This is a genomic window from Streptomyces sp. NPDC107471 (genome assembly GCF_055582845.1).
Genome location: NZ_JBVJPC010000010.1, coordinates 161654 through 180032 on the forward strand (window position 1 = coordinate 161654; position 18379 = coordinate 180032).

At 71.3% G+C, this 18379-nt stretch carries 17 protein-coding genes and 1 tRNA gene; 13 read left to right on the forward strand and 5 right to left on the reverse strand.

Going from position 1 to position 18379, the window contains the following annotated elements:
• The first annotated feature begins 5 nt into the window (after positions 1 to 5).
• The 6 genes from glp (at position 6) to ACZ66S_RS31060 (ending at position 4628) form a co-directional block, all read left to right on the forward strand.
• A complete protein-coding gene (glp, locus tag ACZ66S_RS31035; protein WP_469904869.1) occupies positions 6 to 1328 on the forward strand; it encodes a molybdotransferase-like divisome protein Glp in 1323 nt (440 codons plus the stop codon).
• A gap of 62 nt (positions 1329 to 1390) precedes the next feature.
• Positions 1391 to 1870, forward strand: a complete 480-nt coding sequence (gene moaC, locus ACZ66S_RS31040; RefSeq protein ID WP_053852462.1) for a cyclic pyranopterin monophosphate synthase MoaC — start codon at positions 1391 to 1393, stop codon at positions 1868 to 1870.
• Positions 1867 to 2373, forward strand: coding sequence for a MogA/MoaB family molybdenum cofactor biosynthesis protein (locus ACZ66S_RS31045; RefSeq protein ID WP_469904870.1), 507 nt, complete (start codon positions 1867 to 1869; stop codon positions 2371 to 2373). Before moaC ends, ACZ66S_RS31045 begins: the two co-directional genes overlap by 4 nt.
• A complete protein-coding gene (locus tag ACZ66S_RS31050) occupies positions 2370 to 3008 on the forward strand; it encodes a GNAT family N-acetyltransferase (RefSeq protein WP_469905027.1) in 639 nt (212 codons plus the stop codon). The genes ACZ66S_RS31045 and ACZ66S_RS31050 overlap by 4 nt, the downstream gene beginning before the upstream one ends.
• A gap of 196 nt (positions 3009 to 3204) precedes the next feature.
• A complete protein-coding gene (gene sepX / locus ACZ66S_RS31055) occupies positions 3205 to 4464 on the forward strand; it encodes a divisome protein SepX/GlpR (RefSeq protein WP_469904871.1) in 1260 nt (419 codons plus the stop codon).
• 90 nt (positions 4465 to 4554) lie between these two features.
• A tRNA-Ala gene (locus tag ACZ66S_RS31060) sits at positions 4555 to 4628 on the forward strand.
• Between the two features lie 60 nt (positions 4629 to 4688).
• On the opposite strand, the gene ACZ66S_RS31065 is transcribed toward ACZ66S_RS31060, so the two are convergent.
• Positions 4689 to 5165, reverse strand: coding sequence for a GNAT family N-acetyltransferase (locus ACZ66S_RS31065; RefSeq protein ID WP_469904872.1), 477 nt, complete (start codon positions 5163 to 5165; stop codon positions 4689 to 4691).
• 66 nt (positions 5166 to 5231) lie between these two features.
• On the opposite strand from ACZ66S_RS31065, the gene ACZ66S_RS31070 reads away from it, so the two are divergent.
• Positions 5232 to 6035, forward strand: a complete 804-nt coding sequence (locus ACZ66S_RS31070; RefSeq protein ID WP_469904873.1) for an exodeoxyribonuclease III — start codon at positions 5232 to 5234, stop codon at positions 6033 to 6035.
• Between the two features lie 51 nt (positions 6036 to 6086).
• Here ACZ66S_RS31070 and ACZ66S_RS31075 read toward each other — a convergent pair whose 3' ends face one another.
• From ACZ66S_RS31075 to ACZ66S_RS31085, 3 genes are all read right to left on the reverse strand, one after another.
• Positions 6087 to 6989 (reverse strand): recombinase family protein, encoded by a 903-nt coding sequence (locus ACZ66S_RS31075; protein WP_469904874.1) that lies wholly within the window; start codon positions 6987 to 6989, stop codon positions 6087 to 6089.
• Positions 6986 to 7414, reverse strand: a complete 429-nt coding sequence (locus ACZ66S_RS31080; RefSeq protein WP_469904875.1) for a recombinase family protein — start codon at positions 7412 to 7414, stop codon at positions 6986 to 6988. The genes ACZ66S_RS31075 and ACZ66S_RS31080 overlap by 4 nt, the downstream gene beginning before the upstream one ends.
• Positions 7415 to 7558: 144 nt before the next feature.
• Positions 7559 to 8203 (reverse strand): MerR family transcriptional regulator, encoded by a 645-nt coding sequence (locus ACZ66S_RS31085; RefSeq protein ID WP_469904876.1) that lies wholly within the window; start codon positions 8201 to 8203, stop codon positions 7559 to 7561.
• Between the two features lie 126 nt (positions 8204 to 8329).
• On the opposite strand from ACZ66S_RS31085, the gene ACZ66S_RS31090 reads away from it, so the two are divergent.
• From ACZ66S_RS31090 to ACZ66S_RS31105, 4 genes are all read left to right on the forward strand, one after another.
• Complete coding sequence (locus tag ACZ66S_RS31090; protein ID WP_469904877.1) at positions 8330 to 9847, forward strand: flavin-containing monooxygenase; 1518 nt, start codon at positions 8330 to 8332, stop codon at positions 9845 to 9847.
• Positions 9844 to 10761: an alpha/beta fold hydrolase gene (locus ACZ66S_RS31095; protein WP_469904878.1), complete on the forward strand. Its 918-nt coding sequence runs from the start codon at positions 9844 to 9846 to the stop codon at positions 10759 to 10761. The genes ACZ66S_RS31090 and ACZ66S_RS31095 overlap by 4 nt, the downstream gene beginning before the upstream one ends.
• The gene (locus ACZ66S_RS31100; protein WP_469904879.1) at positions 10758 to 11642 is read left to right on the forward strand and encodes an SDR family oxidoreductase; all 885 of its coding nucleotides are present in this window, start codon (positions 10758 to 10760) and stop codon (positions 11640 to 11642) included. Before ACZ66S_RS31095 ends, ACZ66S_RS31100 begins: the two co-directional genes overlap by 4 nt.
• Before the next feature lie 88 nt (positions 11643 to 11730).
• Positions 11731 to 11934 carry a hypothetical protein gene (locus tag ACZ66S_RS31105; protein ID WP_469904880.1) on the forward strand — a complete coding sequence of 68 codons (204 nt, stop codon included), beginning with the start codon at positions 11731 to 11733 and terminating at the stop codon, positions 11932 to 11934.
• A gap of 130 nt (positions 11935 to 12064) precedes the next feature.
• On the opposite strand, the gene ACZ66S_RS31110 is transcribed toward ACZ66S_RS31105, so the two are convergent.
• Entirely contained in the window at positions 12065 to 15277 is a 3213-nt protein-coding gene (locus tag ACZ66S_RS31110) for a S41 family peptidase (RefSeq protein WP_469904881.1), read from the reverse strand.
• A gap of 184 nt (positions 15278 to 15461) precedes the next feature.
• Between ACZ66S_RS31110 and ACZ66S_RS31115 the strand changes: the two genes are divergently transcribed.
• Positions 15462 to 16067 carry a TetR/AcrR family transcriptional regulator gene (locus ACZ66S_RS31115; protein WP_469904882.1) on the forward strand — a complete coding sequence of 202 codons (606 nt, stop codon included), beginning with the start codon at positions 15462 to 15464 and terminating at the stop codon, positions 16065 to 16067.
• Between the two features lie 114 nt (positions 16068 to 16181).
• Positions 16182 to 18377, forward strand: a complete 2196-nt coding sequence (locus tag ACZ66S_RS31120; RefSeq protein ID WP_469904883.1) for an MMPL family transporter — start codon at positions 16182 to 16184, stop codon at positions 18375 to 18377.
• Positions 18378 to 18379: the final 2 nt, after the last annotated feature.

The window sequence follows — 18379 nt, forward strand, 5'->3', positions numbered from 1 at the left end:
GCATTTTGAGCAGCGCCGCGCCCCGCCCCGCCGACCAGGACCACCTCTGGTCGGTGGACGAGCACCTGGAGGACATCCTCGCGACCGTCCGCCCCCTGGAGCCCATCGAGCTGCAACTGCTCGACGCCCAGGGCTGCGTCCTGGTCGAGGACGTCACCGTCCCGGTGTCCCTGCCCCCGTTCGACAACAGCTCCATGGACGGGTACGCGGTACGGGTCGCGGACGTGGCGGGCGCGAGCGAGGAGTTCCCGGCCGTCCTCGACGTGGTCGGGGACGTGGCCGCGGGACAGGCCGAGCTGCTGCACGTCGGCCCCGGGCAGGCCGCCCGCATCATGACCGGCGCCCCGCTGCCGCCCGGCGCCGAGACCGTCGTCCCCGTCGAGTGGACCGACGGCGGGCTCGGCGAGGGCCCGGTCAGCGGGATGCGCGCCCGCAGCCTCGCCCCCGAGGGCGCCGAGGGGCACGTGCACGTGTACCGGCCCGCCGAGGCGCGCGCCCATGTGCGCGCCCAGGGCAGCGACGTCCGGGCCGGCGACCGCGCCCTTGAGGCCGGGACCGTCCTCGGCCCGCCCCAGATCGGCCTCCTCGCCGCCATCGGCCGCGGCACCGTCCGTGTGCGCCCGCGCCCGCGCGTGGTCGTCATGTCCACCGGCAGCGAACTCGTCCAGCCCGACGAGGGGCTCGGCACCGGCCAGATCTACGACTCCAACAGCTTCGCCCTCACCGCGGCCGCCCGGGACGCCGGAGCCATCGCCTACCGGGTGGGCGCCGTCGCCGACGACGCCGAGACCCTGCGCTCCACCATCGAGGACCAGCTCGTCCGCGCCGACCTCATGGTCACCACGGGCGGCGTGAGCGTCGGGGCGTACGACGTCGTCAAGGAGGCGCTGACCTCCGTGGGCGACGAGGACGAACCGGGCAGCGGCATCGACTTCCGCAAGCTCGCCATGCAGCCCGGCAAGCCCCAGGGCTTCGGCACCGTCGGCCCCGACCACACCCCGCTGCTGGCCCTGCCCGGCAACCCGGTGTCGTCGTACGTCTCCTTCGAGCTGTTCGTCCGCCCCGCGATCCGCACCCTCATGGGGCTCGACGACGTCCACCGGCCGCGCACCCGGGCCACCCTGGCCGCGGACAGGGCACTGACCTCGCCCAAGGGCCGCCGTCAGTTCCTGCGCGGCACCTGTGCCGACGGGCGCGTCAGCCCGGTCGGCGGCGCCGGCTCCCATCTGGTGGCCGCCCTCGCGCAGGCGGACGCGCTGATCGTCGTACCGGAGGACGTGGAGAGCGTCGAGCCCGGCACCGAGGTCGAAGTGGTCCTGCTCGGCTGACCACCCGTGGTTGGCGGTACCGTGTCGCGCACAACAGGCCGGACCGGGAGCGCAGCACAACCATGAGTACGCAGGACCGACTGACGCACATCGACGAGGCGGGAGCCGCCCGCATGGTCGATGTCTCCGGCAAGGACGTCACCGCACGCACCGCGCGCGCGAGCGGGCGCGTCCTCGTCTCGCCCCGAGTGATCGAGCTGCTGCGCGGCGAGGGCGTCCCCAAGGGCGACGCCCTGGCCACCGCGCGCATCGCGGGCATCATGGGCGCCAAACGCACCCCGGACCTCATCCCGCTGTGCCACCCGTTGTCGGTGTCGGGTGTGAAACTGGATCTGTCGGTCGCGGACGACGCCGTGGAGATCCTGGCCACCGTGAAGACCACGGACCGCACGGGTGTCGAGATGGAAGCCCTCACCGCGGTCTCCGTCGCCGCGCTCACCGTGATCGACATGGTCAAGGCGGTCGACAAGGGAGCGGTCATCACGGACGTACGGGTCGAGGAGAAGACGGGCGGCAAGTCGGGCGACTGGAGCCGGGCATGACCTATCGGGCTCTGGTCGTCACCGCCTCGAACCGGGCCGCCGCCGGTGTCTACGAGGACAAGGGCGGCCCGCTGGTCGCCGACGGCCTGCGACGCTTCGGCCTCGCGGTCGACGGCCCGCAGGTCGTCCCCGACGGGGACCCCGTGGAAGCCGCCCTGCGCGCCGCCGTGGAGGCGGCCTACGACGTCGTCGTCACCACCGGCGGCACCGGCATCTCGCCCACCGACCGCACCCCCGAGGCGACCCGCGCGGTGATCGACCACGAGGTCCCGGGCATCGCGGAGGCCATCCGGGCGTTCGGACGGGACAAGGTGCCGACCGCCGCGCTCTCCCGCGGCCTGGCCGGGGTGGCGGGACGCACACTGATCGTCAACCTGCCGGGTTCCAGCGGCGGGGTCAAGGACGGACTGGCCGTCCTGGAGCCCCTGTTGGTCCACGCCGTCGACCAGATCCGCGGCGGCGACCACCCCAGACCCGGCGCCGGCACTGGGGGTGCGAGCTGAACAGCCCGTCATGGCCCGTCGTACTGGCGGACGGCGATGTCGTCCTGAGGCCGATAAGGATGCGCGACCAGCGGGTCTGGCGCGAGGTGAACCGGCGCAACCGGGACTGGCTGCGGCCTTGGGAGGCGACCATTCCGCCGCCCACCCCGAGCGGCCCGATCGCGCACCGGCCGACCTACCGTCAGATGGTCCGGCACCTGAGGTCCGAGGCGAACGCCGGCCGGATGCTGCCGTTCGTCATCGAGTACCGGGGCCAGTTGGTCGGGCAGTTGACGGTCGCCGGGATCACCTGGGGCTCGATGTGCTCGGGGCACGTCGGTTACTGGGTGGACCAGTCGGTGGCCGGACGCGGGGTGATGCCGACCGCTGTGGCACTTGTCGTGGACCACTGTTTCCGCACGGTCGGTCTGCACCGCATCGAGGTCTGCATTCGCCCCGAGAACGTGCCGAGCCGACGGGTCGTGGAGAAACTCGGATTCCGCGAGGAGGGACTGCGGCCGCGCTATCTCCACATCGACGGCGCCTGGCGGGACCATCTCGTGTTCGCGCTCACCGCGGAAGAGGTGCCCGACGGGTTGCTCAGGCGCTGGCAGCGGGCACGCTCCAGCAGTACGCCGCACGACAATCCCGCATAGGCGTCCGGCGGGACCGTAAATTGAATAAGTGTTCGAAAATGATCGGTGCATGACCGTCTCACGGCATTGAATTCGCGTCTGAGGCGGCCTGCTGATCGGATCGGTCACAAAAAAAGCTCGAAATATCAGCCAGATCGTGCGACACACCGGCGCAATTGGCAGATGGCCTCACGCAAACCCCTCTACCGTGTGAGGCGTGAGCAGCAGCGGCCTCATCTACGCAGTCATTGTCGGGGCCTGGGCCGCCTACTTGGTGCCGATGTGGCTCCGTAGGCAGGACGAGCTGAACGAGGCCCGTCCGACGGAACGCTTCAGCACCGCCATCCGGCTGCTGTCCGGACGGGCGGGCATGGAGCGTCGATACGCCAAGGACCTGCGCGCGCGCTCCGCCGACGAGGGGGAGCACGACGCCGACGAACCGGATGTCGTCACCGAGTCGGTGGACGTCCGGGCCTTCGCCATGCCTCCGACCCGTCCGCAGACCCAGGCGCCGGTCCAGCCGCCGGCACCGGAGCGCCGCGAGGCGCCGCGCGAGCCCGCGCGGGAAGCCGAGCGGGACACCGGGCACGGCGAACCGGCACGCGCGAAGAACGCCCCCGCGCCCGAACCCGGCGGCGCCCCGACGCGCAAGCAGACACCCGCCTCCGCGGCCCGGCGCACGGCCGCCGCGGAAGCGGCCGCGGCACGCGCCCGGCGCATGAAGGTGCTCGCGCGCCGACGGCGTACGACCGTGCTGCTCTTCCTCGCCTTCACCCTCGGCGCGATCGTCGCCGCCGTCGGAGGACTCGCCTTCCTGTGGGCACCCGGCGTCCCCGCGGTGATGCTCAGCGCGTACATCGCCTACCTGCGCTCCCAGGAACGCCGCCGCTTCGCCTACCAGATGGACCGGCGCCGGGCCGAGATCGCCGCCCAGCGTCTGCGGGAGCGGGCCCGCCAGCCACGTCGGCGCACGGCCGTGAGTGCCGGCGCGGACGCCGACGAACCGGACGAGGGACCAGGCACCGAGACCGACCCCGGGCTCTCCGCCCTCGCCGCCGACCGGCGCGCCCTCGTCGAGCAGACCGACCACGCCGAGTGGGTCGACCAGCAGCGCGAGCGGCAGCGCAGGCCGGGACACGGGGAGAGCTGGGACCCGGTGCCGGTGCCGCTGCCCACGTACGTGACCGCGCCGGTCGCCCCGCGCGCCACCTCGGACGTCGACCTCGGCGCGCCGGACGCGTGGAGCTCGGCCCGGTCCAGTGCCGTGACCCCCGAGCAGTCCGGCCAGGACGCGGCGCCCGTCGCGGAGGACGGGGGATCGGAGGACCGGTCCGCCGACGAGGAGGACAGGCCCGCGGCGGACGGTCGCACCGACGCCCGTCGCGCCGCCTCCGCCCGCCGGGCACGCGAGCGTGGCCGTACGCCGCTCTTCGACCAGTACGAGGAAGGCGACCGGCCGCGCGCGGCCAACGAGTGAGTCGCGACCCCCGAATCGCCGCGCCCTGACCAGCCCCGGAACGGATTTCCAAGCACCCGGATGAGGATGCTAGAGTTTCACTCGTTGCAAGGGCCTGTGGCGCAGTCCGGTAGCGCACCTCGTTCGCATCGAGGGGGCCAGGGGTTCAAATCCCCTCAGGTCCACGCATCATGAAGACCCGCTCCTGATTCAGGAGCGGGTCTTCTGTCATGCGTACGGCGTTCTCACAGCGCCTTCGCGTAGCAGCGGCTCTCCTCGTGGAAGCGGTAGTAGCCGAACTTCACGCAGGGTTCGTAGCCGCTGGACGTGTACAGGGCGATGGCCTCCGGCTGCTTGGTGCCGGTCTCCAGGACCATGCGGGTGCGGCCGGCCGTGCGCGCGTGGTCCTCCAGGGCCGTGAGGATGCGGCGGGCCAGACCCCGGCCGCGCGCCGGCTCGACGACGTACATGCGCTTCAGCTCGGCGTCGCCGTCCAGGTTGCCCTCGCCGTTCGCGTCCTGGGCGCGCCAGCCGCCCGTGGCGACGGGGGCGTCCGTCTCGTCGTACGCGATCAGGTAGACGCCGTTCGGCGGCTCGAAGTCCTCCGGGGCCAGGGTCGTGGCGTCGCCGCCGTCGCCGTAGCGGACGTGGTACTCGGCCTGTACCTCGTCGTTCAGCTTCACGGCGTCCGGGTGGTCGAAGGAGACCTGGCGTATGCGCATGTGCTTCCCCACAAAATGATCAAGTCCGCAAAAGGGTCTGGTCCAGTGTGCCGGTATCGTTCCCGGGTGCTCACTGTGACCTCCGCCAATGTGAACGGACTGCGCGCCGCCGCGAAGAAGGGCTTCGTGGAATGGCTCGCGGAGACCTCCGCCGACGTGCTCTGCCTGCAGGAGGTGCGCGCCGAGCCGGAGCAGTTGCCCGAGACGGTCCGTGCCCCCGAGGGCTGGCACGTGGTGCACGCGCCGGCCGCCGCGAAGGGCCGCGCCGGCGTCTCCCTCTACACCCGCCGTGAGCCCGACCGGGTCCGCATCGGCTTCGGCTCGGCCGAGTTCGACGGCAGCGGGCGCTATGTCGAGGCCGACCTGCCCGGCGTCACCGTCGCCTCCCTCTACCTGCCCTCCGGCGAGGTCGGCACGGAGCGGCAGGACGAGAAGGTCCGCTTCATGGACGAGTTCCTGGTCCACCTGAAGGGGCTGCGCGAGCGCGCCGCCGCCGACGGCCGCGAAGTCGTCGTCTGCGGCGACTGGAACATCGCCCACCAGCCGGCCGACCTCAAGAACTGGCGCGCCAACCAGAAGAGCTCCGGCTTCCTGCCCGAGGAACGGGCCTGGCTGAGCCGAGTCCTCGACGAGACCGACGGCGGGTACGTCGACGTCGTACGTTCCCTGCATCCGGACGCCACGGGGCCGTACTCGTGGTGGTCCTACCGGGGGCGGGCGTTCGACAACGATTCCGGCTGGAGGATCGACCTCGCCGTCGCGACGCCGGGCCTCGCGGCCAAGGCGGTCAAGGGGTTCGTGGAGCGGGCGGCCAGCCATGAGGAGCGGTGGTCGGACCATGCTCCGGTGACGGTCGTCTTCGACATGTGACAGGCGGCCCGGATGGCGTGGGAGCACCTCACCCGGGCCGCCGACCAGTCGTCAGCCGGTCTGTCGCACGTAATTCCGCTGCCCGAGAGCGAATGTCAACCGGGAGACATCCGGTCCGGCGTAGCGTGCGGGGCCACCTCCCGGGCGGCCCTTCGCGACGGTGACGCGGACGCTCTGGAGCAGGAGACGCTCTCGGGACGCGTCGTCCTCGCCCGTCATCCGGCGGTACTCGTCGAGCACGTATGCCTCGAGCCAGTCCGACCGCATTGCGGCGGCGGCCGGGCAGTCCTCGCCCCGTGCGGTCGCGCGGCAGACGTAGTCGCCATAGGGATAGCCCTTACGGGCGGCGAAGTACATGCGGCCGTCGCAGCCGGTGCAGTACGCGATGCCGGTGAGCAGTGCGGTGGTCCGGTTTCTCGGACGGCGCGTGCCGTTGGAACGCGCGAGGAGGGCTTTCTGCAGGTCCTCGTACTCCTCATCGGACAGCAGCGGCTGCCCGATGAGAACAGGGGTGCCCGAGGTGTTGCGCACAGTCTGGCCTCGGTGTGTGCGATGGCCCATGAGGGAAGGGCTTCGCAACACCTTGGAGAGGGTGCCTGAGGTCCAGCGGAAGCGTTCGAAATCCCGTCCGTGGCGACGGCCGCCCATCGGGCGGCCTTGCATCTGGGCGTGGCGGTCGCGGGGCACCGGCACCTCGGATGCGTTCAACTCACGGGCGATGGCGATCAGTGAATCTCCGGCGTGGACCTTCTTCGTGATCATGCGAATGAGTTCAGCTGCGCCGAGGTCGGGAGTCAGGCACCAGCCGCTGCCGGAGGGGTGCGGCGCCCTCTGATACCCGAACGGGACCAGCCCGCCCCCGTACCGCCCCGCTTCCCGCAGTGCTTCGTGGCTGCTCGTGAGCCGGTTCGAGATCGTGCGGGACTCCTGTTCGGCGTCGCGAGCCAGTTTCACGCATCGCTGGATCGTGGAGCCGTCAGCCCAGGGCGTGACAACAAGAGGGGGAGCGGATTTCGGCATTCCGAAGACGAGCGTTCTGCTGTGCTGCCGTCCCCAGGCTCCAACTCCGTCATGTGCGCCACGGAACGCACCGCGCGATCCACGTGCGCCCATACGACTGCTTCGTATTCGTGAGGTCGGCTCAGCCATGAAGAGAGAGAAGGCCGTTCGAACGGTGATGTCACGCGTGCGGATACGCCGAGGTCCGACGCTTCGGCGACGAGAGCCAGGCCGAGCCGTTGAGCACAACCGTGAATGACGGACCGCTGCCGCTCAGGCGAAGTCGTCGCGGTGGTGAGGTGGCTGAGGCGTACGGCGGCGAGGGCCCTGACGGGTTGACCGGAAGGGAGAGGTCCTGGTCGGGGACTACGCTGGGGCATGTCGGCGCTCCTGGAGAGTGTCGGCCATACCCCGGGACTGGTCGCACAGTCGCCGGGGCCTTTTCGATCTCACTATCGGAGTGCGAACCGGGTTACGTCTGCTGTAGGTCGCAAAGTGCTCCGATCGAGTGAACTCGTCAGGTGTTAGTCCCGCTTGCGCAAGCGGCGGTCCAGGGCCAGGGAGAGTTCTGCTTCCACCACGCTTCGGGCCAGGGGGCGCAGGCGGTGGAGGTCGGGTTCGGCGGCGTGGCGCAGGATCAGGTCGGCGAACATCTCCGCCAGGTCGTCGACGTGTTCGCGGACGCGTTTGCCGGCGGCCAGGACCTCGCCCAGGGGGATGCCCTCGCGGACCAGTTCGGAGGAGACGTCCAGGAGGCGGCGGCTGATGTGGACGATCTCGTCGCCGTCGGTGCCGAGGTAGCCGAGTTCCATGGCGGCGGCGAGGTTCTCGGGGGTGACCTCGCCCTCGAAGCGGGCGGCGAGTTCCTCGGGGGTGAGGCGGACCGGTTCCTCCTCGGTGGGCGGTGCCACCCCGAGGACGTCGGCGACGTCACGGCCGTGGTCGAGGGCCTCCGCCAGTTCCGCGATGCCGGTGAGGGTGTGGCCGCGCTCCAGGAGGGCGGCGATCGTGCGCAGGCGGGCCAGGTGGTGGTCGTCGTACCAGGCGATGCGGCCCTCGCGGCGCGGCGGCGGGATGAGTTTGCGTTCGCGGTAGAAGCGCAGGGTGCGCACTGTGATGCCGGCCAGGCGGGCCAGTTCCTCCATGCGGTATTCGCGCTTGTCCGTCACGACCGCAGCCTATGTTGTACCGCCGGTAACTTTCCCTCCCGCGCCCCCTACCCATCGGTACGGAGCTGCTCTACGCTCCCATTGCGCCAGTGTTCACTGGCAGAGTCGGGCAGGGAAGGCATCGGCATGGCCGAACACGAGCATGTGCGGGTGGCGGTGGTCGGGTCCGGGTTCGGAGGACTGGGGGCCGCCGTACGGCTGCGGCGCGAGGGAGTCACCGACTTCGTCGTGCTGGAGCGGGCCGACAGTGTGGGTGGCACGTGGCGGGACAACAGCTATCCGGGATGTGCCTGTGACGTGCCGTCCCATCTGTACTCGTTCTCCTTCGCACCCCACCCGGACTGGCCCCGCACCTTCTCCGGGCAGGAGCACATCCGTGCCTATCTGGAGCATGTGACGGACGTCTTCCGGCTCCGCCCGCACATCCGTCTCAACTCCGAGGTCAAGCGGATGACCTGGGACAGCGAGCAACTGCGGTGGGACATCGAGACCGCCAGTGGCAGCCTGTCGGCCGACCTCGTGGTCTCCGCCACCGGGCCGCTCTCCGATCCGAAGATCCCCGACATCCCGGGGCTGGAGTCCTTCCCGGGCAAGGTCTTCCACTCCGCCCGCTGGGACCACGACTACGACCTGCGCGGCAAGCGGGTCGCCATGGTGGGCACCGGGGCCTCCGCCATCCAGATCGTCCCGGCCATCCAGCCGCTGGCCCGGAACGTCACGCTCTTCCAGCGCACCCCGCCCTGGGTGATGCCCCGCATGGACCGGGCGATCAGCGGCGCCGAGCGCTGGCTGCACCGGCAGCTCCCCTTCACCACCCAGGTCCGGCGCGGACTGCTGTGGGGCATCAGGGAGTTGCAGGTCCAGGCGTTCACCAAGCACCCCAACGAACTCGGCGCGGTCGAGCAGTTGGCCAAGCGCAACATGGCCCGGGCCATCAAGGACCCTGCGCTGCGCGCCAAGCTCACCCCCGACTACCGCATCGGCTGCAAGCGGATCCTGCTGAGCAGCACGTACTACCCGGCGATCGCCCAGCCCAACGTGGACGTGGTCGCGAGCGGGCTCAGCCGTGTCGAGGGGTCGACCCTCGTCGCCGCCGACGGCACCGAAACACAGGTCGACGCGATCGTCTTCGGCACCGGCTTCCACGTCACCGACATGCCGATCGCGGACCGGGTCGTCGGCGCGGACGGGCGGACCCTCGCCGAGTCCTGGAAGGGCGGGATGGAGGCGCTGCGGGGTGCCTCCGCCGCCGGGTTCCCCAACTGGATGACCATCATCGGGCCCAACACCGGGCTCGGGAACTCCTCGATGATCCTCATGATCGAGTCCCAGCTCAACTACCTGGCCGACTACGTGCGCCAGCTCGACGTCCTCGGCGGCCGCGCGGCCCTCGACGCCCGCCCCTCCGCCGTGCGGGCCTGGAACCACCGGGTGCAGGAGCGCATGAAGCGCACGGTGTGGAACACCGGTGGCTGCACGAGCTGGTACCTCGACGCCAACGGCCGCAACAGCACGATCTGGCCCGGCACGACGACCGAGTTCCGGCGGGCGACCCGGCGGGTGGACCTCGCTGAGTACGAGGTGCTGCGGCCCGCCGGGCAGGCCGTCGCGGTCGCGGACGAGAGTGCGGAGGCCGCCGTATGAGCCGGTCGTCCCATGTCGTGTCCGGGCCGTACGCCCCGCCCGCCCCGGCGCGTGAACTCACCGTGTTCTCCGCCGACGGCGCTCGCCTGCACGTGGAGGTGCACGGTCCCGAGGGCGCGCCGCCGGTCGTGCTCGCCCACGGCTGGACCTGTTCCACCGCCTTCTGGGCCGCCCAGATCCGTGAACTCGCCGTGGACCACCGGGTCGTCGCGTACGACCAGCGCGGCCACGGACGCAGCCCGGCGAGCCCGTCGTGCAGTGCGGAGGGGCTCGCCGACGACCTCGAAGCCGTGCTGGAGGCGACCCTCGAGGCGGACGAGAAGGCCGTGATCGTCGGTCACTCCATGGGCGGGATGACGGTGATGGCGGCGGCGGAACGCCCCGGGTTCCGCAGGCACGCGGCGGCCGTCCTGCTGTGCAGCACCGGTTCGTCGCGGCTGGTCGCCGAGTCGACCGTCGTACCGATCCGGGCCGGGCGGCTGCGCACCTGGCTGACCCGGCACGTCCTCGGGGCGCGGGCGCCGCTCGGGCCGGTCACGCCGCTGGCCCTGCGGATCCTCAAGTACGGGACGATGGGCCCCGGTTCGGCCCCGCACATGGTGGAGGCCTGCGCGCGGATCGTGCACGCGTGCCCGCGCAAGGTGCGGTACGCCTGGTCGCAGGTCCTCGATCTGCTCGACCTGGACCACGGTGTACGGCAGCTCGCCGTGCCGACGGCCGTCGTGGTGGGGACGGCCGACCGGCTCACCCCGCCCGTGCACGCACACCAGTTGGCCGCCGCGCTGCCCCAGTGCCTCGGGGTCACCGAACTGCCCGGTGCCGGCCACATGACACCGGTCGAGGCTCCCGAGCCCGTCAACGCGCGGATCCGGGAGCTCGTCACCACGTACGTCCAGGTCAAGGAGGGCGCATGAGCAGGGTCGGACTCGAAGGACAGGTCGCGGTCGTCACGGGGGCGGCGCGGGGCGTGGGCGAACTGCTCGCCCGCAAGCTGTCGGCACGCGGGGCGAAGGTCGCGCTGGTCGGCCTCGAACCGGACGCGCTCAAGCAGCTCTCCGAGCGGCTGCACGGCGACAGCGACCACTGGTACGCCGACGTGACCGACCACGAGGCGATGGCCCGGGTGGCGGCGGAGGTGAAGGAGCGGTTCGGGAAGGTCGACATCGTGGTCGCCAACGCCGGGGTCGCCACCGGCGGGCCCTTCGTCGACTCCGACCCGCAGGCGTGGCGGCGGGTGATCGAGGTCAACCTCGTCGGGTCGGCCGTCACCGCGCGGGCCTTCCTGCCGGTGCTGATGGAGAGCCGCGGCTATCTGCTCCAGATCGCCTCCCTCGCCGCGATCACCCCGGCACCGATGATGACCGCGTACTGCGCGTCCAAGTCCGGTGTGGAGGCGTTCGCGCACAGTCTGCGGGCCGAGGTCGGGCACAAGGGCGTGCGGGTCGGGGTCGGTTACCTGTCGTGGACCGACACCGACATGGTGCGCGGGGCCGACCAGGACGACGTCATGCGGGAGTTGCGGCAGCGGCTGCCGTGGCCGGCCAACAAGACCTACCCCTTGGGGCCGGCCGTCGAGCGGATCGTGGCCGGGATCCAGCGGCGGTCCAGCCATGTGTACGGCCAGGGGTGGCTGCGCGGGATGCAGGGCATGCGGGGCTACCTGCCGGGGCTCATCGGGACCGTCGGGCAGCGCGAGATGCGGCGGTTCGGGCAGCGGCTGGAGGGCATGAGGGTCGGGCTCGTCGGTGCGGGTGGGGCGGCGGACGAGGAGGCACGCGCTACGCACCGTAACTGATCGAAATGCGTTCTTTGTCCGGGCGTGTGAATCTGGTCGAGGCCCCGGCCAGGGGCTCTTCCCCTCACCCCCACGGGAGTGAACCCACATGGGTATGAAGGACCAGTTCCAGGACAAGTCCGAGCAGTGGCAGCAGCAGGCCAAGCAGAAGGCCCAGGAGGGCCGGGAGCAGGCCCAGCGCGGTCGTCAGGGTCAGGGCCAGGGCCCCGACCGCGACCGGATGCGCGACGAGGAGTCCGAGCGGCTCCAGCGTGAGGAGCAGGAGCGGCTGGACCCCGACTACGACATGTAGTCACTGCTCGAAGTGTGGGGTGTCCTCTGTTGGTTGGAGGGCGCCCCACACTTGTCGTTGTTCGACTGCCGGCCGGTGGGGGTTCTCGCGCAGTTCCCCGCGCCCCTCAAGGCGATAACCGCGCCCCCTCTCAATTTCTGGGCGGCAACTTCGGCCTCGACCGGTCCGGGACGTCCCGGTAGTCCGGCGGTGCTGCAGGAGGGTTGGTTTCCAGGAGGTCCAGCGCCAGTGTGACCGCGTCGTCGAGTTGGGCGTGCCGGCCCTCCGCCCAGTCCAGGGGGGTGCGCAGGATCTCCAGGTCGGGGGCGACGCCCTGGTTCTCGATGGACCAGCCGTACGCGTCGAACCAGGCCGCGTTCATCGGGACCGTGATCACCGTGCCGTCGCCGAGCTGGTGCCGCCCGGTCATGCCGACCACTCCGCCCCAGGTGCGCTGGCCCACCACCGGGCCCAGTCCCAGGAGTTTGAAGGCCGCCGTGATCATGTCGCCGTCGGAGGAGGTCGCCTCGTCGGCGAGCGCGACGACCGGTCCGCGCGGGGCGTTCGAGGCGTACGACACCGGCTGGGCGTTCCTCGTCAGGTCCCAGCCGAGGATCGTGCGGGTCAGTTTCTCCACCACCAGCTCGCTGATGTGGCCACCCGCGTTGCCGCGCACGTCGACGATGAGGGCGGGCCGGGAGACCTCCATGCGCAGGTCCCGGTTGAACTGGGCCCAACCCGAGCCGCCCATGTCGGGGATGTGCAGATAGCCGCACCGGCCGCCGCTCAACTCCCTGACGACGGCCCGGCGTTTGGCCACCCAGTCCTGGTAGCGCAGGGGGCGTTCGTCGAGCAGCGGGACCACGGCCACCCGGCGGGCCCGGCCCTCGCCCTCCGCCGGGGTGAACGTCAGCTCCACCGTCGTGCCGCCCGCCGCCGCGAGCAGCGGGTACGGGCCGGTGGCCGCGTCGACCGGGCGGCCGTCCACGTGGGTGAGGACCGCGCCCTCGCGGATGCCCGTGCCGGCCAGCGGGGAGCGGGCCTTGGAGTCCGAGGAGTCGCCGGGCAGGATCCGCCGGACCGTCCAACCGCCGTCCCGGAGGACGAAGTTGGCGCCCAGCAGGCCCTGGCGGCGCTGGTAGTGCGGAGGGCCCTCGTTGCGGCGGGCGGCGGTGACGTAGGCGTGGGAGGTGCCCAGTTCGCCGAGGACCTCGCGCAGCAGGTCGGCGAACTCGTCGGGGGAGGCGACGCGTTCGAGCAGCGGGCGGTACTGGTCGAGCACCGCGTCCCAGTCGATGCCGCACATCCCCGGATCCCAGAAGTAGGACCGGATCAGCCGGCCCGCCTCCTCGTACGACTGACGCCACTCGGCCGCCGGGTCGACCTCATGGAGGATGCGGCGCAGGTCGATCCAGACGGTCGAGTCGCTGTCGCCGGACTCGGTGGCGGGGGTGGCGCGCAGGTCGCCCTCGTCCACCACGACCAGCCGGGAGCCGTCGCCGCTGACCGCGAACCAGTCCAGGTGCTCGACCAGTTCGGACTTCTTCGCCTTGCTGATGCCGAAGTGTTCGAGGGTGGGGCGCTCGGAGGTGTCGTCCGGGTTGACGAAGGTCTCGCCGAGGGCGCCCGAGATCGGCCAGCGCAGCCAGACCAGGCCGCCGCCCGCGACCGGGTGCAGCGCCGAGTACTTGGAGGCGGGGACCGGGAAGGGGGTCACCCGGCTCTCCAGTCCTTCGAGTTCGACGGTCACCGCGCCGCCGTCGCCGCTCTCGTCCTCGACGGGGTCCAGACCGCCGGCGGCCGGGCGGCCCTCCGGGTTCAGGGCGAAGGGGGAGGGGGTGGCCGAGGACAGCGGTACCAGGTAGGGGCGGCAGCCCAGCGGGAAGGACAGGTCCCCGGTGTGGACGTCGTACACCGGGTCGAAGCCCCGCCAGGAGAGGAAAGCGAGGTAGCGGCCGTCCCGGGTGAAGACCGGGTTCTCGTCCTCGAAGCGGCCGTTGGTGACGTCCACGATCAGCCGGTCCTTGATGCGGGCCATCTTGATCTGGCGCAGGGAGCGGCCGATGCCGGGGTGTGACCAGGTCAGCCAGGAGCCGTCGGGGGAGAAGGCGAGGTCGCGGACCGGGCCGTTGACCGAGCGGATCAGCTCGGTGACCTCTCCGTTGGATTCCTCCGTCGCGTCCAGGAGCAGCAGGCGTCCGTCGTGCGCGGCGATGGCCAGCCGCTCGCCCCTCGGGTCGGAGACCAGTTCCAGGACCCGGCCCAGCTCGCCCGAGGCCAGCCGGCGGGGCTCGCGGTCACCGGTCGCCCGGGGCAGGTAGGCGACCTCCACGGCGTCCTCGCCCTCCGCGTCCGTCACGTAGGCGACCTGGCCGACGGAGCCGAGCATCTCCGGGAGCCGGACCCGTACGCCCGGGGTGTCGGTGATGGTGCGGGCCGGGCCGTCCCGGTGGGTGAGCCAGTACAGGCTGCCGCGGACCACGACCGCGCTCGCGCGGCCCGTCTCGTCGACCGAGATGCCGTCCACGTGCTGGGCGGCGGGCACCTGGTAGGGGCGGCGGCCGGCCCGTGGCCCGCTCAGCCGTACGTCGAGCCTGCGGGGCTCGCAGGTGAGGTCGTCGACGATCCACAGGTCGCCGCCGCACTGGTACACCACCCGGGTGCCGTCGCCGGCGGCGTGCCGGGCGTAGAAGGCGTCGTGGTCGGTGTGGCGGCGCAGGTCGGAGCCGTCCTGGGCGCAGGAGTACAGGTTGCCGACGCCCTCGTGGTCGGAGAGGAAGGCGATTCGGTCGCCGACGAACATGGGGGAGTGGAGGTGGCCGCCGAGGTCGGGCAGCAGGCGTTCGCCGTGCAGCCAGAGGCGGCCCGTCGCGCCGCCCCGGTAGCGCTTCCAGGCGGCCGGTTCGTGCGGGGGCGTACCCGTCAGCAGGAGGGTCCTGCGGTCGTCGGCGACCTGGATGTCGGAGACCGGGCCCCAGGGGAGCTTGTGGCCGGGGGAGCCGTCGGTGGGGACCTTGTACGCCCAGGTGAAGTAGGAGAAGGGCTCGCCGTGGGAGGCGACGGCGAGGATGTCGCCGGTCGGGGTCCAGCCGGTGACCTGGGTGTCCGTGGAGCCCCAGTAGGTGAGCCGGCGGCCCGGTCCGCCGTCCGTCTCGCACAGGTGGATCTCGGGCACGAGGCTGCGCCAGCTCGTGTAGGCGATGTGGCGGCCGTCGGGCGAGAAGCGCGGATGGCCGACCTTGGTGCGGTCGACGGTCAGGCGCCAGGCGCGGCCCGGGCCGTCGAGGGGGGCCAGCCAGAGGTCGTCCTCGGCCACGAAGCACAACAGGTCGCCGCTCAGATGCGGTAGGCGCAGATAGCTCACCTCCCCATGCTTTTCCGGGGGATGGACCGGAGCAACTCGTGAAAAACCGGCCGCTGCCAGGGTGCGGTGTTCCGGGGTGACCCACAACACGAACGAAACCGTTTCGTTTCGTTGGCGGATGCGCTACATTCGTGTCGTACGAAACAGTGTCGTTCCACGTCCCGGAGCGGAAAGGGTGAGTGACATGACCGAGGTCTCGGCCGCGCGTCGCAGCCGCATCACCCCCGAGCGCGAGGCCGAGCTGTACGAGGCCGTGCTCGAACTGCTCAGGGAGGTCGGTTACGACGCCCTGACCATGGACGCGGTCGCCGCGCGCACCCGCTCCAGCAAGGCCACGCTCTACCGCCAGTGGGGCGGCAAGGCCGAACTGGTCGCGAGGGCGGTGCGGCACAGCAAGCCGGGCGGTATCGGTCTCGACGAGATCGACACCGGGTCGCTCAAGGGCGACCTGCACGCGCTCACCATGCGCTCGGACGACTGCACGATGGAGCAGAACTCCGCGCTCATGCGGGGGCTGGCCATGGCGGTCCACGGCAACCCGGACCTGCTGAGGGCGTTCCGCGAGCACCTCGTGGAACCCGAGATGGCGGAGTTCCGCGGACTGGTCCAGCGTGCGGTCGACCGGGGCGAGGTGCGTCCCGACAACCCGGCGATCGAGTTCATGATGCACATGATGCTCGGCGGGTTCGCGGCCCGCACGATGATCGACGAGCTGCCGCCGACCCAGAGCTTTCTGCTTTCGTACATCGACGCCGTGGTCCTCCCCGCCCTCGGTGTCGCGACCGACTGATCCCCAGTCACCCCAGTCTCCCCAGCAAGCCCTCCACCTGACGTAACCGCTCACGTCGTCGGGCTGATCACCCCTGCCCTGAAGACCCCACGACCTGACCGGGAGTTCGCCCTCGTGGCCTCTTTCCTCTACCGGCTCGGCCGGCTCGCCTTCCGGCGACGGCACTTCGTCGCCCTCATGTGGGTGGCCCTGCTGACGCTCGCCGGCGTCGGCGCGGTCAATGCGCCCGCCGCCGGATCGACCTCCTTCTCCATCCCGGGAACGGAGGCGCAGAAAGCATTCGACCTGCTGGAGCAGCGCTTCCCCGGGGCCAGCGCCGACGGCGCGACCGGACGCATGGTCTTCAAGGCGCCCGAGGGCGAGAAGATGACCGACGCCGCCCACCGGGCCACCGTCGCCAAGACCGTCAAGGAGCTGGGCGACGGCTCCGAGGTCGTCTCCGTCACCGACCCGTTCACCACGAACGCGGTCAGCGGGGACGGCACGGTCGCCTACGCGTCGGTGCGCTACGACGCCCCCGCCATGGAGCTCAAGGACGCGACCCGCAAGGCCCTGGAGCAGGCCGCCGACGACGCCCGCGACAGCGGGCTGACCGTCGACGTCGGCGGTGACGCGCTCCAGGCCGGGGCGGAGGCGGGAGCGATCGGGGAGGTCATCGGTCTCGCGATCGCCGCGGTCGTCCTGGTCGTCACCCTGGGCTCCCTGGTCGCGGCCGGGCTGCCGCTGCTGACGGCGATCATCGGCGTCGGGATCGGCGTCTCCACCATCACCGTCCTCGCCAAGGCGCTCGACCTCGGCGACACCACCTCCACGCTCGCGGGGATGATCGGCCTCGCGGTCGGCATCGACTACGCGCTGTTCATCGTCTCCCGCTACCGCGCCGAGCTGGCCGAGGGCCGCGACCGCGAGGAGGCGGTCGGCCGGGCCACCGGCACCGCCGGATCCGCGGTCGTCTTCGCGGGCCTCACCGTCGTCATCGCCCTTGCCGGGCTCGCGGTCGTCAACGTGCCGATGCTGACCAAGATGGGCCTCGCCGCGGCCGGCACCGTCGTGATCGCCGTCCTCATCGCGCTGACCATGATCCCGGCGCTGCTCGGGTACGCGGGCCGCAGGATCCGCCCGGCGGGCGAGAAGCGCGGCACGACATCCGGGCAGCCGGTGAAGCCCAACCTCGGCACCCGCTGGGCGAGCTTCGTCATCCGCCGCCCCGCCGCCGTGCTGCTGCTCGGCGTGCTCGGCCTCGGCGCCGTCGCCCTCCCGGTCAGCCAGTTGGAACTGGGCCTGCCCGACGACGGCTCGCAGTCGACGTCCACGACCCAGCGCCGCGCCTACGACCTCCTCTCGGAGGGCTTCGGACCCGGCTTCAACGGGCCCCTGATGATCGTGGTCGACGCCAAGGACAGCGCCGACCCGAAGGCCGCGGCCGCCGCCGTGACCGACGGCATCAAGGGGCTGGAGGACGTCGTCACGGTCACCCCAGCCACCTTCAACAAGGCCGGCGACACCGCGACCGTCACCGTCATCCCGGACTCCAAGCCGTCCTCCGCCGAGACCGAGGACCTGGTGCACGCCATCCGTGACGACGTCGCGTCCAAGGCCGACGCGGACGTCCTGGTCACCGGCACCACCGCGATGAACATCGACTTCTCGCAGAAGCTCTCGGACGCCCTCGTCCCGTACCTGGCGCTGGTGGTCGGCCTCGCCTTCCTCCTCCTGATCGTGGTCTTCCGCTCGATCCTCGTCCCGCTGAAAGCGGCCCTCGGCTTCCTGCTGTCGGTGCTCGCCGCGCTCGGTGCCGTGGTCGCGGTCTTCCAGTGGGGCTGGCTCGGCGGGCTGCTCGGCGTCGAGGAGACCGGCCCGATCATGTCGATGATGCCGATCTTCATGGTCGGCGTGGTCTTCGGGCTCGCGATGGACTACGAGGTCTTCCTCGTGACCCGCATGCGCGAGGCGTACGTCCACGGCGAGTCCCCGAGCCAGGCCGTCGTGACCGGGTTCAGGCACAGCGCCCGGGTCGTGGTCGCCGCCGCGGTCATCATGATGGCCGTCTTCGGAGGCTTCATCAGCTCCGGCGAGTCGATGATCAAGATGATCGGCTTCGGCCTCGCGATCGCCGTCTTCTTCGACGCGTTCGTCGTCCGCATGGCGATCGTCCCCGCGGTCCTCGCCCTGCTCGGCCGCCGCGCCTGGTGGCTGCCGAGGTGGCTGGACCGCGCGCTGCCCAACGTCGACGTCGAGGGCGAGGGCCTGCGCGCCCACGACCGGAAGGACGTCGACCCCGACGAGGACCGCGAACTGGTCCGCGTCTGACA